The organism is Bacillus timonensis (assembly GCF_000285535.1).
In the GTDB taxonomy this organism is placed as follows: domain Bacteria; phylum Bacillota; class Bacilli; order Bacillales; family Bacillaceae_L; genus Ferdinandcohnia; species Ferdinandcohnia timonensis.
This window is the reverse complement of the sequence record NZ_HE610990.1, coordinates 42,858-61,008: the sequence shown is the minus strand read 5'-3', so window position 1 is coordinate 61,008 and position 18,151 is coordinate 42,858. Positions and strand designations below refer to the sequence as shown.

At 38.6% G+C, this 18,151-nt stretch carries 14 protein-coding genes, 1 pseudogene and 2 riboswitches; of the genes and pseudogenes, 12 read left to right on the top strand and 3 right to left on the bottom strand.

Annotation, left to right across the window (positions count from 1 at the left end; all coding sequences use genetic code 11):
- Window positions 1-25: 25 nt before the first annotated feature.
- A riboswitch (ZMP/ZTP riboswitch) is annotated at window positions 26-103 on the bottom strand.
- A 51-nt stretch (window positions 104-154) separates the two neighbouring features.
- Window positions 155-1,386 (bottom strand): annotated as a pseudogene (locus BTHG_RS25625) (MFS transporter).
- A 243-nt stretch (window positions 1,387-1,629) separates the two neighbouring features.
- Window positions 1,630-1,740, top strand: a riboswitch (SAM riboswitch).
- A 93-nt stretch (window positions 1,741-1,833) separates the two neighbouring features.
- On the opposite strand from BTHG_RS25625, the gene BTHG_RS22365 reads away from it, so the two are divergent.
- Window positions 1,834-2,976, top strand: coding sequence for an alpha-hydroxy-acid oxidizing protein (locus BTHG_RS22365; RefSeq protein WP_010284758.1), 1,143 nt, complete (start codon window positions 1,834-1,836; stop codon window positions 2,974-2,976).
- A 110-nt stretch (window positions 2,977-3,086) separates the two neighbouring features.
- On the opposite strand, the gene BTHG_RS22360 is transcribed toward BTHG_RS22365, so the two are convergent.
- A complete protein-coding gene (locus tag BTHG_RS22360; protein ID WP_010284757.1) occupies window positions 3,087-3,797 on the bottom strand; it encodes an MOSC domain-containing protein in 711 nt (236 codons plus the stop codon).
- A 421-nt stretch (window positions 3,798-4,218) separates the two neighbouring features.
- Between BTHG_RS22360 and proC the strand changes: the two genes are divergently transcribed.
- The 3 genes from proC to BTHG_RS22345 all read left to right on the top strand — a co-directional run bounded on the left by proC (window position 4,219) and on the right by BTHG_RS22345 (window position 7,605).
- On the top strand, window positions 4,219-5,070 hold the full coding sequence (gene proC, locus BTHG_RS22355) for a pyrroline-5-carboxylate reductase (protein WP_083849233.1): 852 nt from the start codon (window positions 4,219-4,221) through the stop codon (window positions 5,068-5,070).
- A 138-nt stretch (window positions 5,071-5,208) separates the two neighbouring features.
- The gene (gene proB, locus BTHG_RS22350; protein WP_010284755.1) at window positions 5,209-6,330 is read left to right on the top strand and encodes a glutamate 5-kinase; all 1,122 of its coding nucleotides are present in this window, start codon (window positions 5,209-5,211) and stop codon (window positions 6,328-6,330) included.
- Window positions 6,331-6,342: 12 nt separating this feature from the next.
- Window positions 6,343-7,605: a glutamate-5-semialdehyde dehydrogenase gene (locus tag BTHG_RS22345; RefSeq protein WP_010284754.1), complete on the top strand. Its 1,263-nt coding sequence runs from the start codon at window positions 6,343-6,345 to the stop codon at window positions 7,603-7,605.
- 39 nt (window positions 7,606-7,644) lie between these two features.
- Here BTHG_RS22345 and BTHG_RS22340 read toward each other — a convergent pair whose 3' ends face one another.
- The gene (locus BTHG_RS22340; RefSeq protein WP_010284752.1) at window positions 7,645-8,478 is read right to left on the bottom strand and encodes a TetR/AcrR family transcriptional regulator; all 834 of its coding nucleotides are present in this window, start codon (window positions 8,476-8,478) and stop codon (window positions 7,645-7,647) included.
- Between the two features lie 99 nt (window positions 8,479-8,577).
- Between BTHG_RS22340 and BTHG_RS22335 the strand changes: the two genes are divergently transcribed.
- From BTHG_RS22335 to cls, 8 genes are all read left to right on the top strand, one after another.
- Window positions 8,578-11,661, top strand: coding sequence for an efflux RND transporter permease subunit (locus BTHG_RS22335; protein ID WP_010284750.1), 3,084 nt, complete (start codon window positions 8,578-8,580; stop codon window positions 11,659-11,661).
- 164 nt (window positions 11,662-11,825) lie between these two features.
- Window positions 11,826-12,593 carry a MerR family transcriptional regulator gene (locus tag BTHG_RS22330; RefSeq protein WP_010284748.1) on the top strand — a complete coding sequence of 256 codons (768 nt, stop codon included), beginning with the start codon at window positions 11,826-11,828 and terminating at the stop codon, window positions 12,591-12,593.
- Window positions 12,594-13,033: 440 nt separating this feature from the next.
- Window positions 13,034-13,879: a 2OG-Fe(II) oxygenase gene (locus tag BTHG_RS22325; RefSeq protein WP_042342478.1), complete on the top strand. Its 846-nt coding sequence runs from the start codon at window positions 13,034-13,036 to the stop codon at window positions 13,877-13,879.
- Window positions 13,880-14,054: 175 nt separating this feature from the next.
- Window positions 14,055-14,510: a flavin reductase family protein gene (locus tag BTHG_RS22320; protein WP_042342475.1), complete on the top strand. Its 456-nt coding sequence runs from the start codon at window positions 14,055-14,057 to the stop codon at window positions 14,508-14,510.
- Window positions 14,511-14,818: 308 nt separating this feature from the next.
- The gene (locus BTHG_RS28000) at window positions 14,819-15,076 is read left to right on the top strand and encodes a DUF1189 family protein (RefSeq protein ID WP_010284743.1); all 258 of its coding nucleotides are present in this window, start codon (window positions 14,819-14,821) and stop codon (window positions 15,074-15,076) included.
- A 117-nt stretch (window positions 15,077-15,193) separates the two neighbouring features.
- Window positions 15,194-15,481, top strand: coding sequence for a hypothetical protein (locus BTHG_RS22305; protein WP_010284742.1), 288 nt, complete (start codon window positions 15,194-15,196; stop codon window positions 15,479-15,481).
- A gap of 78 nt (window positions 15,482-15,559) precedes the next feature.
- Complete coding sequence (locus tag BTHG_RS22300; protein ID WP_010284741.1) at window positions 15,560-16,417, top strand: MBL fold metallo-hydrolase; 858 nt, start codon at window positions 15,560-15,562, stop codon at window positions 16,415-16,417.
- Between the two features lie 207 nt (window positions 16,418-16,624).
- Window positions 16,625-18,076, top strand: a complete 1,452-nt coding sequence (cls, locus tag BTHG_RS22295) for a cardiolipin synthase (RefSeq protein WP_010284740.1) — start codon at window positions 16,625-16,627, stop codon at window positions 18,074-18,076.
- Window positions 18,077-18,151 lie beyond the last annotated feature (75 nt).

The window sequence follows — 18,151 nt, the reverse complement described above, 5'->3', positions numbered from 1 at the left end:
CAGAAAGAGGCAAGGGACTTTCCCTTACCTCTGCCCAGGCGAACGACTCCGACACTATATGCTCCCTCGCGGTTCTCCGCGTGCGCCAGTCACATATAGCCTTTTTTGATTTGTTAGTATGATACCAAGTTTTCTGATATATTTCAAGGTTTAATTAACTTAAATTTTTGGACGATAGACCTGTCCCACTGGCCCATTTTGTATTTGCTTTTGTGATAATTCCTAATCGGATGGAAACCACAACGGAAGTAATGCCAAGAACGGTAATCATGGTTACGACGCCACTCCACCCGAAGTTACTGTAGAATGTACCACTTGCGGTTCCACCGATACTTGATCCCGCATAATAGGAAAAAAGGTATAAGGATGCTGCTTGTGCTTTATCATGTGTTGCGATAATTCCTACCCATCCGCTGGCTATTGAATGGCCTGCAAAAAATCCATAAGTAAAAATAGCAATTCCTAAAATTTTCACCCAGAGATTTGGATGTAAAGTTAAGCAAGCTCCGATTAAAAAGATGATGAGAGATAACTGTAATATTTTTCTTTTTCCATATTTATCAGCGAGCATTCCCATCCAAGTCGAACTAAATGTTCCAACGAGATAGACGACAAATATAAAACTGACTAGTGTTTGGCTCAAAGAGTAAGGAGGGGTAATTAGTTGAAACCCAATATAGTTATATAGCGATACAAAACCTCCCATTAATAAAAAGGCAATCATAAACAAATAAATAAGACCAGGCTCTTTGAATTGGCTAAACATTGAGTGTACCAATCCTTTAATTGCAAGCTTTTGAGGCTTAAAGTTTGATGATGGTGGTAAAATGAACAAGAATACTAGACTAGAAAGAAAACTGATGACTCCGACTCCAATTAAGGCCATATGCCAGCCGAAGTGATCGGTTAGGATTCCGCTTATAATCCGACCGGCCATACCACCAATGGAATTTCCGCTAATGTACAGCCCCATAGCCATACCAAGACTTTTTGGCTCGATTTCTTCACTTAGATAGGCCATGGCTACAGCCGGTAGTCCGGCAAGAGTTATGCCTTGCAAGATTCGGCCGAGTAATAATAGGTGTAGTTTGGAGAAATAGCGGTAACGATTGCTAGAATCGATGATGATAGTAAAGATATAGTCATAATGGACTTACGTCCGAATACTTCCGATAAGGAACCTGCGATTAACATACTGATAGCCAAGGCGATTGTGGTTGTAGAGAGGCTAAGGCTTGATAAGGTAGGGGAAATCTGAAACTCCTTAGAGATTTGTGGTAATAATGGTTGTGTTCCCCAAAGGATTGCAAAGGTACTAAATCCCCCTGCAAACAAGGCGAGGTTTGCCTTTTTGAATGCTGAAGTCCCACGTCGAATATAGTTCATGATGCAAATTGCTCCCTTAATTCTAATTTATAAAATGGTAAATACGATCATAAATTGCTGCTTCCATTATACTCTTTACGTATAAAAAATACGTTTTAGTAATCATGATTCCAGTAGTCCAGTATTAGTCTAATAATATTTTAATATATCTATGAATTGATTTAAAATTTTGGAAATAAAAATTGACATTAATCAAAATATCCTGTAAATTCGTTAATAATTAGAAGAACTACATATTTATTTCCTTTATCAAGAGTAGCGGAGGGACTGGCCCGTTGAAGCTCGGCAACCGTTCACGTTTTACGTGAAAAGGTGCTAATTCCAGCAGAACATGTATGTTTTGAAAGATAAGGGGGGACGAAAGTTTTTGTAACTCATATACCTCTCTTTCTTTTGAAAGAGAGTTTTTTCGTTTTTTAACAAATTAAGGAAAGAAGGCTTTATACAATGAGTACATCAAAAGTGAAGGATGCGTACATAGAGAATATTGTAAAGGATGAATATTTTCCAGTCTCCTTTGAAGAACTAGAGCAGGAGGCGGAAAAGAAAATGTCCATTGGGGGCTTTGGGTATGTACGTTCCGGAGCAGGTCGAGAAATAACCTTACGTAAAAACCAAGAATCATTTTCCAAGTACTCCATAATACCGAGAATTTTACGAGATGTATCAAATATTGATACAAGTATCACATTGTTTGGTAAAACATATCCTTATCCGTTTTTGCTTGCCCCAGTTGGAATGTTAAAGCTTGCACATGAAGAGGCAGAATTAGCCGTATCTAAAGCTGCCGCAGCTTATCAGGTTCCATTTATCCAAAGTACGGTATCCAGCTATTCAATTGAGGACGTCAAAGTGGCATCAGGTAATAGCTCGAAATGGTTTCAACTTTATTGGTCGAACAACAAAGAGGTTTCTTTTAATATGGTAAAACGAGCTGAGGAAGCAGGTTACGAAGCAATTGTTTTGACTGTTGATACCGTTATGTTGGGCTGGAGAGAAGAAGATATGAAAAATCGTTTTTCACCATTAAAGCTGGGTGTAGGGAAAGCGAACTATGAACAGGACCCTGTATTCTTATCTTCCTTAGATAGTCAAGATCCAGAGTCTATTATTCAAGGAATCTTGGATAATATTCATCATCCTTCACTTAACTGGACTCACGTCACTGAATTAAAAGAACGAACTACCTTGCCAATTTTAGTCAAAGGCATTCTTAGTCCGGAGGATGCAAGACTTGCTATTGACAATGGTGTAGATGGAATTATTGTTTCGAACCATGGAGGCAGACAGCTTGATGGCGTGATTGCGGCTATTGACGCCTTGCCACATATTGTAGAGGAGATAAAGGGTGAAATTCCTGTTTTATTCGATAGTGGAATACGGCGTGGCTCCGATATTGTGAAGGCACTATCATTAGGAGCGGATGCAGTCTTTATTGGTAGGCCGTTTGTATATGGACTTGCAGCAGCAGGGCAAAAGGGAGTAGAGAAAGTAATTGGCAACTTTATTCAAGATACAAAGGTATCCATTGCTTTAGCTGGTGCTTCTAGTGTAAAGGATCTTTCTTCAATTCGTATAGTAAAGTCATAATAGGGTGGACTAGAAAGAAGAACATTTTAGGTAGTCGGCCTTCCGGACGAACCGGAAGGCTTTTACTAGTACTCGGACATTGAGTTTATTTTTGAGGCTTTTTTCGGCACCTAAATATTTGGCCCATACACGCGATTATTGATTGACTTTGATTCACCTTGCAGTCGTTTTGTTAATGTTTCTTTCCAATTTGTAGCGAGGTATTTACAATCAACTAATTTCGCTACGGCTTCCAAATCATCTTTCTTTTCATGCATAACTTCATTACAACGGGCAATTGTCCATTCAGGATAAGGACGCTCGATTAGCTTCATGCTATCGTGCTGTTTGACAATCCCTTCTTTGACGACACGGAAATACCATCCAGTCCGTCCGCTTTTTTGAATCTGTAATGCAAAGTCTAGTATTTTATAACGTCGTGCTGGTTTCCAACATGGTTGACGTGGTTGAGATACTTGAACCAAAGCCTCACCAACTTCATATATATCTCCAATACAAACAGTGGATTCATCAAGGCCAACAACTGAAAAGTTTTCTCCCATGGCTCCTGCTTGAATCTGATCGTTTTTCAATTCACTTTGCCATTTTTCATAATGAGTTGCTGTATAGGCAAGGACTGCTTTCTCAGGACCGCCATGATTTTTTAAATCGGCTTGGCCGTCTCCTTCTAAATTTTCTTTTCCGAGCATAATCGGATTATGGACCGGCTCTTTACATATCCCACTTGTCCATTCTTTATCCATTCGTTTTGTTGCATTTTGATTGCCCATTGTTTTGGGTTTACCAATAAATAATTGCTTTATGTAAGGTTGATTAATCATTCCACATCCCTCCCATTGTAGTTTACCACGATTTGGAAGAGGGAATCTGTTTGAAACTGGCAGATAGTAAAAAATGATAGCAATTGGTGATTTTTCCTTTTTCATTGATTTCTATTTTGGGGATAAGAATGAACTACCCCTAGGCCTCCACAAAATGCGCCAAAGCTCGACATTCCTAGAAACTTGTCCAAATCTCATATTCTATCCTTAGCTCTTGTTTAAGCGGATAATAGATGGTCTGAGGTAATTAGCTTTCTTTGGTAGCGTTTACACTAACTAATTGAATCATATGCACATGACTTTCCGAGAACCCCTTGATAATGATTTGTAAGATGTTACGATAGGGACGTTGTTAAAAAATATGAGTGAATGTTCAAAAAGGAGGATACACTTTTTGACATCTTTACAAGGGAGACATTGGATGTTATATGAAAAAACAGTAGCTTTTATAGGGGCAGGATCAATGGCAGAAGCAATGATCTCAGGAATTGTTGCAGCCGGAAAAGTTCCGCCTAATCAAATTATTGTTACCAACAGTACAAATACAGAAAGATTACAACAGCTTGAAGCAGATTATAAGATAAAGGGTTTAAAAAGCCAACATCTAAACCTACAGAATATCGATATAATAGTCCTCGCAATGAAACCTAAAGATGCAGAAATTGCATTACAGTCCATCAAAGATTCACTTCAACCGAACCAACTCGTTTTATCCGTGTTAGCGGGTATCACCACAACTTTTATGGAGCAGCATTTACCAGCGGGGCAACAGGTAATTAGGGTGATGCCGAATACATCTAGCATGATTGGAGAGTCTGCAACGGCTATTTCAGCCGGTTCTTATACAAATAATGAAAGTATGTTACTAGCAAAAGAACTACTTGAATCAATTGGCAAAGTATATGAGATTCCAGAAGAACAAATGGATATTTTTACAGGGGTTGCGGGTAGTGGTCCAGCTTATATTTATTACCTAATGGAGCATATGGAGGCAACTGTCAGAAAGGCCGGTTTACCGGAAAAAGTAACAAGAGATATTATTGCTCAAACAATTGTGGGAGCGGCGAAAATGATTCAACAACAGGGTGAGACTCCCACAACATTACGAGAAAATGTGACCTCACCAAACGGAACGACAGCTGCCGGTTTAACAGCATTAGAAAAGAATGGTGGCGGAAAGGCTATCTCACAAGCTATTAAACATGCGGCGAAGCGTTCACATGAGATAAGCTCGCAGCTTGAAGGCACTAAGGAAAAGGTTCAAGCTGTTTAACATAAAAAATACCTTTTACCGGCGATAAGCGCTTGTAAAAGTGCGTGTTCGAAGAGAGGGATGCGCCTTTTTTTGAATACCATCTAAAAGTTCGTTATCGTCCGGCAATCAAAACAAAAACAGATAAGGATTGATCGGATGCCTATAGAAAAGAGAGTTGTCATAAAGATTGGAAGTAGCTCATTAACGAGCCGTCACGGGGAAATTAGTAAGATTAAGCTAGAAAAGCTAGCGAACGAGATTGCTAAGCTAAAGGATGCGGGGCATGAGGTTGTACTTGTTTCATCAGGTGCAGTTGCTGCTGGATATAGAAAGCTAGGATGTTTGAAACGCCCTGTTTCCTTACCAGAAAAACAGGCAGCGGCTTCCATTGGCCAAGGATTATTAATCGAATCCTATTCTCACCTTTTTTTATCTCACGGATATGTGGCTTCGCAAATCTTGATTTTAAGAAGTGACTTTTTGGATGAATCAAGATATCAAAACGTTCACAACACCTTGAACGTCTTATTAGAAAGAGGGATTATTCCCATCGTGAATGAGAACGATACGCTCTCAACTGAGCGTTTGAATTTTGGTGATAATGACACATTGGCGGCAAAAGTTGCTGGATTAGTAGATGCCGACCAACTAGTCATTTTATCTGATATAGATGGTTTATATGATAAAAACCCGACTATACATGAGGATGCTACTTTAATTAATCATGTTTCTGAAATTACCAATGAAATCGAAAATGCTGCAGGTGGTTCTGGTAGTGCAGTTGGAACAGGCGGCATGAAATCAAAAATTGAAGCCGTGAAGATTGCGATGGCTTCAGGCATCTCAACCTTTTTAGGAAATGCGAATAAAGAGGATATTATTGTGGATGCCGTTGAAAAAAAGGCAACTGGCACGTATTTTACTTGTGAAAAAACAGTGACCACCCTTAATCAAAAGAAAAAATGGATTGCCTTTCACTCAGGTTCTAAAGGTGAAATTATCATAAATCCACATGCGGCGGACCGAATGGTGAAAAAAAGAAAAAGCCTACGCTTAAAGGAAATTCATCTAGTAAAAGGCAAATTTGAAAAAGGCGCAGTAGTCCGTGTAATGGACATGGAAGGGGAAGAAATTGCCCGTGGTGTGGTGAAGGTTTCTTCTTCAGGGTTGAATCAAATGCTACAGGATAAAACCGATCAAGTAATGGATTCCACAGTCATTATTGAAATGGGAGACTTTGTCTGTCATATTGATGCTCCAATATCAATTGGAGTGTAAAGGAGGAATTTGGTGACTTTAGTAAAAGACAATATAGATATTAGAGCGCAAGCGCGTGAAGCAAAAAAGGCAGCAAAACAAGTAAGTGTTTTATCAACAGAGGATAAAAACAGGGCCTTATATATTTTAGCAGAACATTTGGAAGCGGGTTATGGGTCCATTTTAGAAGCGAATAAGCTGGATTTACAAAAAGGGCAAGAAGCAGGATACACTCCTGCATTTTTGGACCGCTTAACGTTAACAAAAGAACGTGTCTTTGATTTTGCTGAGGGACTTCGGCAGGTTGCATCTCTAGAGGATCCAACTGACAAAGTCATCTCGGATTGGACATTAGAGAATGGTTTACAAGTGAAAAAGGTAACGGTCCCATTGGGTGTTATCGGGATGATCTATGAAGCTCGCCCGAACGTAACAGTTGATGCAACCGGACTTGCGTTAAAATCAGGCAATGCGATTGTTTTAAAAGGTGGTTCATCTGCCATTCATACTAATTGGGCAATTGTTGAAGCCATTCAATATGCACTTGAACATACGAAAATACCAAAGGAAGCTGTTCAATTTATCGCAAGTACGGATAGAGAGGCAACCAAGCAACTTTTTACAATGAAAGAATATATTGATGTGCTTATTCCGCGAGGGGGAGCGTCCTTAATTCAAACGGTAGTTAAAAATGCGACAGTTCCTGTACTTGAAACAGGCGTTGGAAACTGCCATGTGTATATAGATTCTAAAGCTGATGTTCATAAAGCATTGCCTATTTTAGTAAATGCAAAAACCAATCGTCCAGCTGTTTGTAATGCTGCAGAAACGGTCCTTGTACATAAGGATTGGGTGCTTGAACATAAGGATGCTCTTATAGAGACATTACAGGAACATTCAATTACCGTTCATGGGGATAAGCAGACAACTTCGATTATCCCAAATGCCATTCCAGCTGGTGAAGAGGATTGGGCGAATGAATATTTAAGCTTACACATCGCAATGAAGATTGTGGACGATGTTCATGAAGCAATTGGGCATATTGAACAATATGGGACAAAGCACTCAGAAGCGATTATCACCGAAAATCAAGACACTGCAGCTGTATTTATGAAACTCGTTGATGCCTCTGCAATCTATCATAATGCTTCTACTAGATTTACAGATGGTGGGGCACTCGGATTTGGGGCGGAGATAGGTATTTCAACTCAGAAACTACATGCTCGTGGTCCAATGGGGTTACCGGCCTTAACCACCGTAAAATTTTTAATGACAGGAAATGGTCAAATTAGATAACAATGAAAACGGCAGAACGCAAAGCGCTCTGCCGTTTTTTTATAACTTAAAATATCTTTCCAATAAATAAGCAACCCATTTACAATGCGGGTAGTTACGGATATTTTCTAGAAGACCCTTAATAATAGCTCGGCTATACGTTTGGTCAATAACCTGTTCCTTTAAAAGTAGCAATGACTCTTTCTCAATGGAATCCTCGATTTCTTTTGCCTTTTCCTCAATTAACAATACAATTTGTTCCTTCGTTACTTCACCTTGTAATTGAAATAATGATAATTCCATATGCTCTGCTTTCAGGAAAGGTAGAGACATCCCTTTTGCCAATAAATTCGTTTTTTCAACTAGGGACTGGCAAAGAAGGTCAATATCCAATGGAAGCTTTTGGTACAAAAAAAGCTCTGAATACATCCTTGTAAACCCTTTAATACAATAAAGTAAATCATATTTTGTATGCTCAACTTTTTTCCCGTAGATACGCTCGATCATCGAAAGAATTGTTGTATTAATAAGTTTGTCAAAGTAGTGCAACTTAAGGATCAGCTTTTCATTAAGAGACTGGTTATACTCCTTCATTAGAATATTGGCAAAGTCTGTATGTTGTTTAAACGATTGAAAACTTACATAGTAATACTCAAATAGAAGATTATTCTTATCTTTTTTCGTTCTGACTACGTGGTCAATGTCGGTGAAAATTTGTTCCATGAACTGATCAATTAGGGCGATGATTAATTCATCTTTTGATTTAAAAGAAAGATAAAAAGCTCCCTTTGAAATTCCGCATTGATCTGTTATTTGTTGAACAGAGGTTGCTTCGAATCCTTGCTTTGCGAAAAGCTCTAATGCTTTTTCCATGATAAGTTGTTTTTTCACCATTTCTTGTTTCTCTCCCGTTGTCTTTCATTGACAAATGACTAATTGGTCATTATTATAAATAAATGGGTTTAATAAGTCAATCTAGGGTAGGTGTAAGTGTTGAGAGGTATAGCCAATTTTGTATTAAAAAACAAACTTGCGGTTTGGTTATTAACAATCATTATAACGGTATCAGGAATATATTCAGGTACACAAATGAAGACAGAAACGATTCCAGATATATCGATTCCATTTCTAATGGTGATGGATGTATATCCAGGTGCCACTCCTGAACAGGTGATGGAAGATGTCTCGATGCCAATTGAAAAGGCGGTTGAGGGGCTTGAAGGGGTTAAATCTGTCTATTCAAATTCCTATTCCAACATGTCGAATATTCAAGTTGAATATGACTATGGTGAGGATATGGACGAGGCTAAACGTGCCCTGCAGTCTGCATTAGACGCAGTTACTTTACCAGAAAATGCACAAGAGCCTGTTATTACGGCAATTAGCATGAATATGATGCCAGTCGTGGCATTAAGTGTAAGTAGTTCAACTGAAGATATTGTGGAATTAACATCAACAGTTGAAGATGTTTTACTTCCTAAAATTGAAAAGCTTGATGGGGTCGGTTCCGCAACCATCACTGGTCAACATATTGAGGAAGTACAACTAACTTATAATAAAGAAAAAATGGCAAAGCTTGACTTAACAGAAGACACAGTTAAGGAAATGATTCAAGCTAGTGATATGGCTGTATCATTAGGTCTTTTTGAATTTAAAGAAGGTGAACAAGCGGTTTCGATTGACGGTAAATTCATGACAGCAAATGAATTGAAAGAAATGGTAATTCCCGTTACACCTTCTGAAAACAATCCCGTACCATTCGTGAAATTAGGTGATATCGCAACAATCGAAGAGGTTGGGCGTGTTCAATCTGTTTCACGTACGAACGGAAAAGACGCCATTGCGATTCAAATTGTGAAAGAGCAACAAGCAAACACAGTGGATGTTGTAAATGAAGTAAAAGATCTCATTAAAGACGAGCAGAACCGAATTGAAGGTCTTACTATTGATGTATCCCTTGACCAGGGTGAACCAATTGAAGAGTCTGTTGCAACAATGGTGGAAAAGGCACTATTTGGTGGCTTAATCGCGGTATTAATTATTCTACTTTTCTTACGAAACTTTAGATCTACAATTATTTCAATTGTATCGATACCGGTCTCTATTTTTATGGCATTATTACTGCTTAAGTGGATGGATATCACGTTAAACTTAATGACATTAGGAGCCGTTACGGTTGCGATTGGACGTGTCATTGATGACTCCATCGTAGTAGTAGAAAATATTTATCGACGAATGCATTTAAAAGAAGAAAAATTAAACGGTCGTGCATTAATTCGTGAAGCAACCATTGAAATGTTCAAGCCAATTCTTTCATCTACCTTAGTTACGGTTGCGGTTTTTGCACCACTTGTATTTGTAGGTGGAATGGTTGGAGAATTGTTTATGCCATTCGCATTAACAATGACTTTCGCTCTAGGAGCTTCATTACTAGTTGCAATCACAATTGTACCTGCACTATCACATACATTATTTAAGAAGCAGCTTTATATTGAAAAGGCAGAGGCAAAACATAAAGAAGCAGGTAAACTTGCGAACTGGTATAAAGGCATTTTAAATTGGTCACTGAACCATAAAATTATTGTGTCAGTACTTTCGATTTTGTTATTAGCGGGTAGCTTAGCGTTAACACCTTTAATCGGCTTTAGTTTTATGGGTAGTGAAGAAGAAAAGGTTATGTATTTAACCTATACACCAGGAACTGGTGAATTAAAGGATGAAACATTGGAAAATGTAGCTGAAGTTGAAGAAGAGCTATTAAAACGTGAAGATATTGATATTCTTCAAGTTTCTGTTACAGAAAGTGGAGACCCAATGGCAGCCATGATGGGAGGCGGCGGTGACGGCGCACTCATGTATCTCATTTTCGACCCTGAAATGGAGGACTTCCCAGAAGTCCGTGAAGAGATTGAAGAGTATGTATTCAACATTGGCCAATCAGGGGAGTGGAAGAGCCAGAACTTCTCTTCTATGTCGATGAGTACAAATGAAGTAAGTTATACATTATACAGTGAAGATTTAGATAAGCTTTACGACGCAGTTGATATGGTTGAAGGTGTCATGAAGGATGAAGACGGCTTGGAGGATGTTTCTTCAAGTGCGGAGGATGCGTATGTAGAGTACACATTCAATGTTGAGCAGGATGAATTATTGCAATATGGACTAACAACTGGTCAAATTGTAATGATGCTAAACCCTGATCGTTCACAAGACGTTTTAACAACTGTTGAAAAAGATGGTAATACATTAGAGGTAATTGTTCAGCAAGAAGAAGTTGCTCAGCCTAAATCAATCGATGATCTTCTAGCAACACAAGTACCAACTGCAACAGGCACGACAATGCCACTTTCTGACCTAGTAACGGTTAAGGAAGGAACAACCTTAAATACACTTGCTCGAAGCAAGGGTGAGTACTATGCGTCCGTTTCAGGAAACATAATCGGCGACGATATTTCGAAGGTCACATCCAAGGTTGGAAAAGAAATTGATGAGCTAGACCTTCCAAAAGGTGTAACATTAGGAGTTGCAGGTGTTCAAGCAGACATGGTTGAAACATTTACTCAGTTAGGTCTTGCAATGCTTGCAGCGATTGCAATTGTCTACTTCATTTTAGTTGTGACATTTGGTGAAGGAGTTGCACCATTTGCCATTCTGTTCTCACTCCCATTTGCAGTAATCGGTTCGTTTGTTGGATTACTGATTGCCGATGAGACCATTTCCGTTTCGGTAATGATGGGTCTGTTGATGTTGATTGGTATCGTTGTAACAAACGCGATTGTTCTCGTAGACCGTATCATTCATATGGAACGTGATGGAATGACAATGCGTGAGGCTGTTCTTGAAGCCGGTTCTACTCGTTTACGTCCAATCCTTATGACGGCAATTGCCACAATCGGTGCGTTAATTCCGTTATTATTTGGTGAAGGCGGCGGTGGTTTAATTTCGAAAGGGCTTGGTATTACTGTTATCGGTGGGCTTGCTAGTTCGACTTTATTAACACTTTTGGTGGTTCCAATTGTATATGAAATCTTGTCTAAAATGTTTAAGAAAGACCGTAAAAATATTCAAGAAAACTAATTGTTTATGCCCTGCAAGGTAATATTTATCTTGTAGGGCTTTTCTTTTGGGTTCGGCTTTAGCCAAGCGACATTTCTTATGTTGGTAACAAAAAGTATTTCAGAAGAAGTGTTGACCTTGACGTTGCGTAAAGGTGTAAAGTGAAGATATCAGGGGGTGAGGAGATGGAATACACGGTTCAAAGGCTTGCAAAATTAGCAGGAGTAAGTGCAAGAACACTACGTTATTATGATGAAATTGGGATTCTTAAGCCGGCAAGAGTCAATTCATCTGGTTACCGAATTTATGGCCAAGATGAAGTCAATCGTCTTCAACAAATTCTTTTTTACCGTGAACTCGGAGTCAATCTAACTGATATCAAACAAATCATAACGAATCCTGCTTTCGATGAATTCAGGGCTCTACAGGAACATCGAGAGCAGCTCCTTGATAAACGAAAGCAAATCGATTTACTGATTGCGAATGTCGAAAAAACCATTGCGCAAAAAGAAGGGAGAATGAGCATGTCTGACCAAGAGAAATTTGAAGGCTTTAAAAAGAAAGCCATTGAAGAGAACGAGAGAAAATACGGAAAAGAAATCCGCGAAAAATATGGTGAAGAAACCGTTAATCAATCAAATGAGAAATTCATGAATATGTCAAAAGAAGCTCATGATGCAGCGACTCGGTTAGGTGAAGAATTAATGGAAACCTTACGTGACGCAATGAAGGCAGGTGACCCTGCAGGCGAACTAGCGCAAAAAGCAGCTGATATGCACAAACAGTGGCTGATGTACTACTGGCCAAGTTACAGTAAAGAAGCACATGCGGGTGTTGCACAAATGTATGTCGATGACGAGAGATTCACAGCCTATTATGACAAAGAACAGCCAGGAACTGCGAAATTCTTACGAGACGCCATCCATGTGTATACGGGGAAAAAAAGCGAATAAGGAGATTAGGGGCGAGATCGTTTAGGTCTTGCCTTTTACTATTTTAGGAGAAGTTATTTGGTTTAAGGCGATGCGGATTTTTGGATGAAGGACTTTTCTTTTGTGTATGGGTCATGTTCGTGACCTCATGAGGTGGATGATGTACTTTTCGGAGCGTTTTCGTCTTGTTCGGGACTTCATAAGCAAAATGAAGGATATTTCAGGTATGCCTGATCCACGTTCGGGTCTTCAGCAAACATCAATCTGTTGAAAGGAACTACACTCTGGTGACTTTTATAATCAAAAAACATACCTACCTCAAAAATTTTGGAAAAAAAGTAATTACTACCACATTTTAACTCGTATATATTACAATAGTATGTAAGGGATTACACAGAAATGGTGGGTCAGGATTCTTGTCCCAAAACCAATCAATTAAGGGCTATAAAGGAGAGGTAGAAATGGAGAAAGTGAATCAAATTCCAGGTGCACTCATGGATTGGATTATTAAAACGTTAAACAGTGGTGTTAACCCAGAAGCAATTGTTGACGCCATGATTCGAAAAGGATATGATCCTAGACTCTCTTATACAACTCTGTTTCGAATTGTAGGAAATAAACCAATAAATACACCAGGTGTACATGCTCCATATGAATATGAACAGCCCCAAATTGCGAAGAAGGGAAGTATTTTACGTACAAGCGACCGTGAAATCAAAGTTCTCTCAAAGGTAGAAAAGCCATTTATTTTACATTTAGATTATTTTTTAAGCGAAGAGGAATGTGACCAGTTAATTGAAATGTCCAGAGAACGTCTCAAGCCTTCAACCGTCATTGATCCGAAGACTGGTGAAGAAAAAGCGGCAACCGGTCGAACTAGTAAAGGTATGTCTTTTTATCTACAAGAAAATGAGTTTATTAAAAAAGTAGAAAAACGAATTGCGGAATTAATAGAATTTCCTGTTGAAAATGGGGAAGGTCTTCAAGTTTTAAATTATGGAATTGGCGAGGAATATAAAAGCCATTTTGATTATTTCCCGCAGAGTAAGGTTGTCCCCGAAAAAGGTGGCCAGCGGGTGGGAACGTTCCTTATCTATTTAAATGACGTACCTGCAGGAGGAGAAACGGTCTTTCCTAAAGCTGGCGTATCGATTGTACCTAAGAAAGGGTCAGCTGTGTATTTTCAGTACGGTAATAGTAAGGGAGAGGTAGATCGCATGTCCCTTCATTCAAGTATTCCAGTATCTGAAGGTGAAAAGTGGGTCGCAACAAAATGGATTCGCCAGGAGAATATCTATAAGCGCTAACGTAATGCATTCAAATAGAATTGTCATGATAATCATGATATAGTAAAAATAACCGTTTTATGTAAGCTAATATCAAGAATTTTTGAAATAGCGAAAATAAATAAGAAAGTCATTGTGTAGAAAGGTGTGTGAAACATTGGATAATCAGACAAAAGTACAAACTTTTAAGGACGTCATGGGGAATTATCCGACAGGTGTAACGGTTGTAACAACAACCGATGAAAATGGAGTGCCGCTTGGGCTTACGGTAAACTCATTTGCCTCTGTTTCATTAGATCCATTGTTGATTTTATGGTCAATTGATAAGAGAGTTTCCACTTACGATATTTTTACAAAAGCTGATAAATTTGCGGTACATGTATTAGCTGGTGATCAAGGGGATATTTGTGCCCTTTTTGCGAGCAAGGGAACAGATCGCTTTGGTAACTGTGAATGGGAGATGTCTGATAATAATCTTCCAATTCTTAAGGGAACTACGGGTGTCTTACACTGCAAAACCTTTAAGACTGTTGAAGCGGGCGACCATACAATCCTTATCGGTGAAGTGGTTGAGATTGAGAATTACAGTAAGCCACCACTTCTTTATCACGACCGTAAATTCGGTAAAATTCCTGACGAATTTTATAAATAAGATCTGTGGATACCTTTCCTTTTTACTAGCGGAGAGGTATCTTTAAATTAGTACATTTTTATACAAAGCGAGTGGCTTTATGTGAAACTCATGTCTACTTTTATAGATAGTTTGCAATTACCAAATAAGGTAGCGATGAAACGGCTGAATAAACTTGAAATGAGGAATACGATCCTGTTCCTGATTTTATTATTGTTTATCGTCGCACTTCCAGTTGAAATCAATTTACTTTTGGATGATTCCTATATGGAAAGTGACATCCCTCAAAATATTTATGTTATTCAGGTCCTTCTTTTTACCCGTTTCTCATGCTATTTTTAGGAATCGCAGGAATTTCAGTTTTAGCAGGGATTGGTGTTGGAGTCAGCAAGCTTACACATCGGCAGTTGAAATTTCAATTTCTATGGAAGATGTGCGCGTTTGCGTTAACCAAACCGATAATCTTTTTTGCGGTTGCTAACTTACTAATTGGCACCCATTGGATTGTGAATACAATTGTATTTATTTTATTATTTTACACAATTTTGCGGATGATTTTTCATTATCCAAAACGAATTAAAAAATAGTTAGTGAAGGAACCGTTGTACCGGTTCCTTTTTGATTGAAATGAAACTTTTTACAAAAATAATCGTAGATACATTAAATGATTCGTACTTAATTGACTACATAAAGTGGGTGAAAAGGTGGAAGTGTTTATAGGAATCGGGATTGCGATTGCCGGTTATTTTATTGGGGATGGTTTGAAAAATTTTAAAAATCCCCAAGCGAGAGGTGTCATGGATAAACTTGAGGAAGAGGATTTATATGAACTAATAAAGGAAAAGGATATCTATTATCATATTGGGGTATCAAAAGAGGATGCAAAAGAATTAATTAAAGAGCATCCGGATATCCCGCATATTGTATTAAATGGGAATGTCTACTATCCAAAGTGTAAATTAAAACAGTGGTTGTCTAACCTAGGTGAATAATGTGGAGGTCCTTTTAGCATAAATAAAATACTAATCCTGTGAAACACTAATGCTATGCATCGTGTAAGGAGGATACAGATGGAGAAGGACATGCAATACGGTAGTGATTATAAATTTATCCCAGCAACCTCAATCGCTAGTGGGGTGGGAATCCAAGTGTTACCAGATATTTATTCCCATACCATTCAAATCGTAAACTTTATTCTAGTTGGAGAGCCTGGTTCATCCGATTATGTGATTGTGGACGCGGGAATGCCAGGTTCTTCTGAGGAAATGATTGCCGTTTGTGAGGAACGCTTTGGAACGGATAGCCGTCCGAAGGCAATTCTCTTAACACATGGACATTTCGATCATGTTGGTGCAATCGTTGAGTTAGTAGAGCACTGGGATGTACCTGTCTTCGCTCATGAATTAGAAATGCCATTTTTAACAGGGCAAAAAAGCTATCCTGAACCAGACCCGACGGTAGAAGGCGGAATGGTTGCGAAAATGTCACCGCTATTTCCGAACGAGCCAATCCAGTTAGGAAGTCATGTAGAAAAGCTGCCAGCCGATGGTACAGTTCCTCATTTGCCGGACTTTCGTTGGATTCATTCTCCTGGCCATGCGCCTGGTCATGTCTCTTTTTTTCGTGAAAAAGACCGAGCTCTTATTGTGGGGGACGCATTCGTGACTGTAAAGCAAGAGTCTCTGTATAAAGTGCTTACGCAAGAACAGGAAATCAGTGGTCCACCCCGCTATTTAACAACTGATTGGCAAGCTGCAAAAACGTCTGTTGAAACTTTGGAACAGTTAAAGCCAAGTGTTGCGGTTACAGGACATGGCTTACCGATGGCAGGGGAGCTGTTGGAACAATCCTTGGCAAAATTGGTTAGGGATTTTGACCAGATTGCAATTCCAGACTATGGTCGGTATGTAGATAAAAATATTCATTAATAAGAAACCTGGCTGTCTTAAATAGCCAGGTTTCTTGCACTAGACAAATCTCTACGAGCCATAGAATGGAAAACTAAACTATAGAGAAAAAACGATAGGGACTGTAAGCTGGTTCCGCATAGTCCAGCTTATAGCTAATTGTTTCATAAAAAAACGTGAATATAGTATATTGTAATGTAGAATGTATTGGTGAGAGAGGGGAATTTAGTGAATATCTCTTCATTATTATTAGGGTTGGTTATGGTTTTAAACATTGTTTTTGCCGTAGTTGTTATCTTTCGCGAAAGAAGAGATGCCAGTTCGACTTGGGCTTGGTTATTAGTACTTTTCTTTATACCAGTGGCGGGGTTTGTTTTATATTTAATATTAGGACGAAATTTAACACGCGACCATCTTTTTCAATGGGATGATTTAAAAAAGAGCGGGATTGAAGAGGTGTTAGAGAAGCAAAAGGAACTTCTCCGCACGCAAAAATTCCTCTTTAATAATCGGGTAACACAAGATAATCAAGACCTCATTTACATGAACCTTGTTAATGCGAATGCATTGTTTACGAAAAATAATGCAGTTGAAGTTTTTACAGATGGGCAAGAAAAATATAGACGCCTTTTCCAAGATATTGAGGCAGCACAGGAATCTATTCATTTGCAATACTATATTATAAAAAATGACAATCTGGGCCGAAAATTAATCGCACATTTAACAAGGAAGGTTAAAGAAGGCGTAACAGTTCGAGTGCTTTATGACGAGCTTGGTTCTAGGACTTTGACTAAGAGATTTTTTAAAGAATTTCGCGAAGCTGGTGGCCTAGTCGAGGTCTTCTTCCCTTCAAAACTTCGCTTTGTCAATTTACGGATGAATTTCCGAAACCATCGGAAATTGGTCATAATTGATGGGAAAGTTGGATATGTCGGTGGTTTTAATGTAGGTGATGAGTACCTGGGCTTAAATTCAAGGTTTGGGTATTGGCGTGATACACATTTGCGTATCAGAGGAACAGCTGTTGACACAATGCAGGTCCGCTTTATTTTAGACTGGAACCAAGCATCTCGTGATTTTGATATTATGTATGATCCAGAACTTTTTCCAATTGAAAATGTCAGGCTGGGCAATGTCGGGATTCAAATTGTTACAAGTGGTCCTGATACCGATTTTGAGCAGATTAAAAATGCATATATAAAAATGATCTACTCGGCAAAAAAGTCGATATATATGCAGACTCCCTATTTTATACCAGATAAAAGCTTACTGGATGCACTAAGAGTAGCGTGCCTTTCAGGGGTTGAGGTGAATATTATGATTCCTGATAAACCAGACCATCCTTTTGTTTATTGGGCAACCCTTTCACATATTGGAGAGTTACTCCCATTAGGGGCAAATGTCTATATTTATAGCAATGGCTTTATCCATTCAAAAACACTTGTTGTTGATGAGGAGATTTCATCGGTCGGTACAGCGAATATCGATGTAAGAAGTTTTAGATTGAATTTTGAAGTAAATGCCTTCTTATATGATGAAAATATTGCTAAGGAACTAACAACCAATTTTAAAGAGGACATAAAACTTTCAAAACTACTTACTTATGAGGAATATGGAAAAAGAGGCAGTAACATAAAGTTCAAAGAGTCCATTTCAAGACTGTTATCACCAATTTTATAGTTGACAAACACTCGGTGTAGCTTACAAAATTGTAATGTTCAGTAAGCTGCATCGATTTTTTTATGTTTGAAAGTA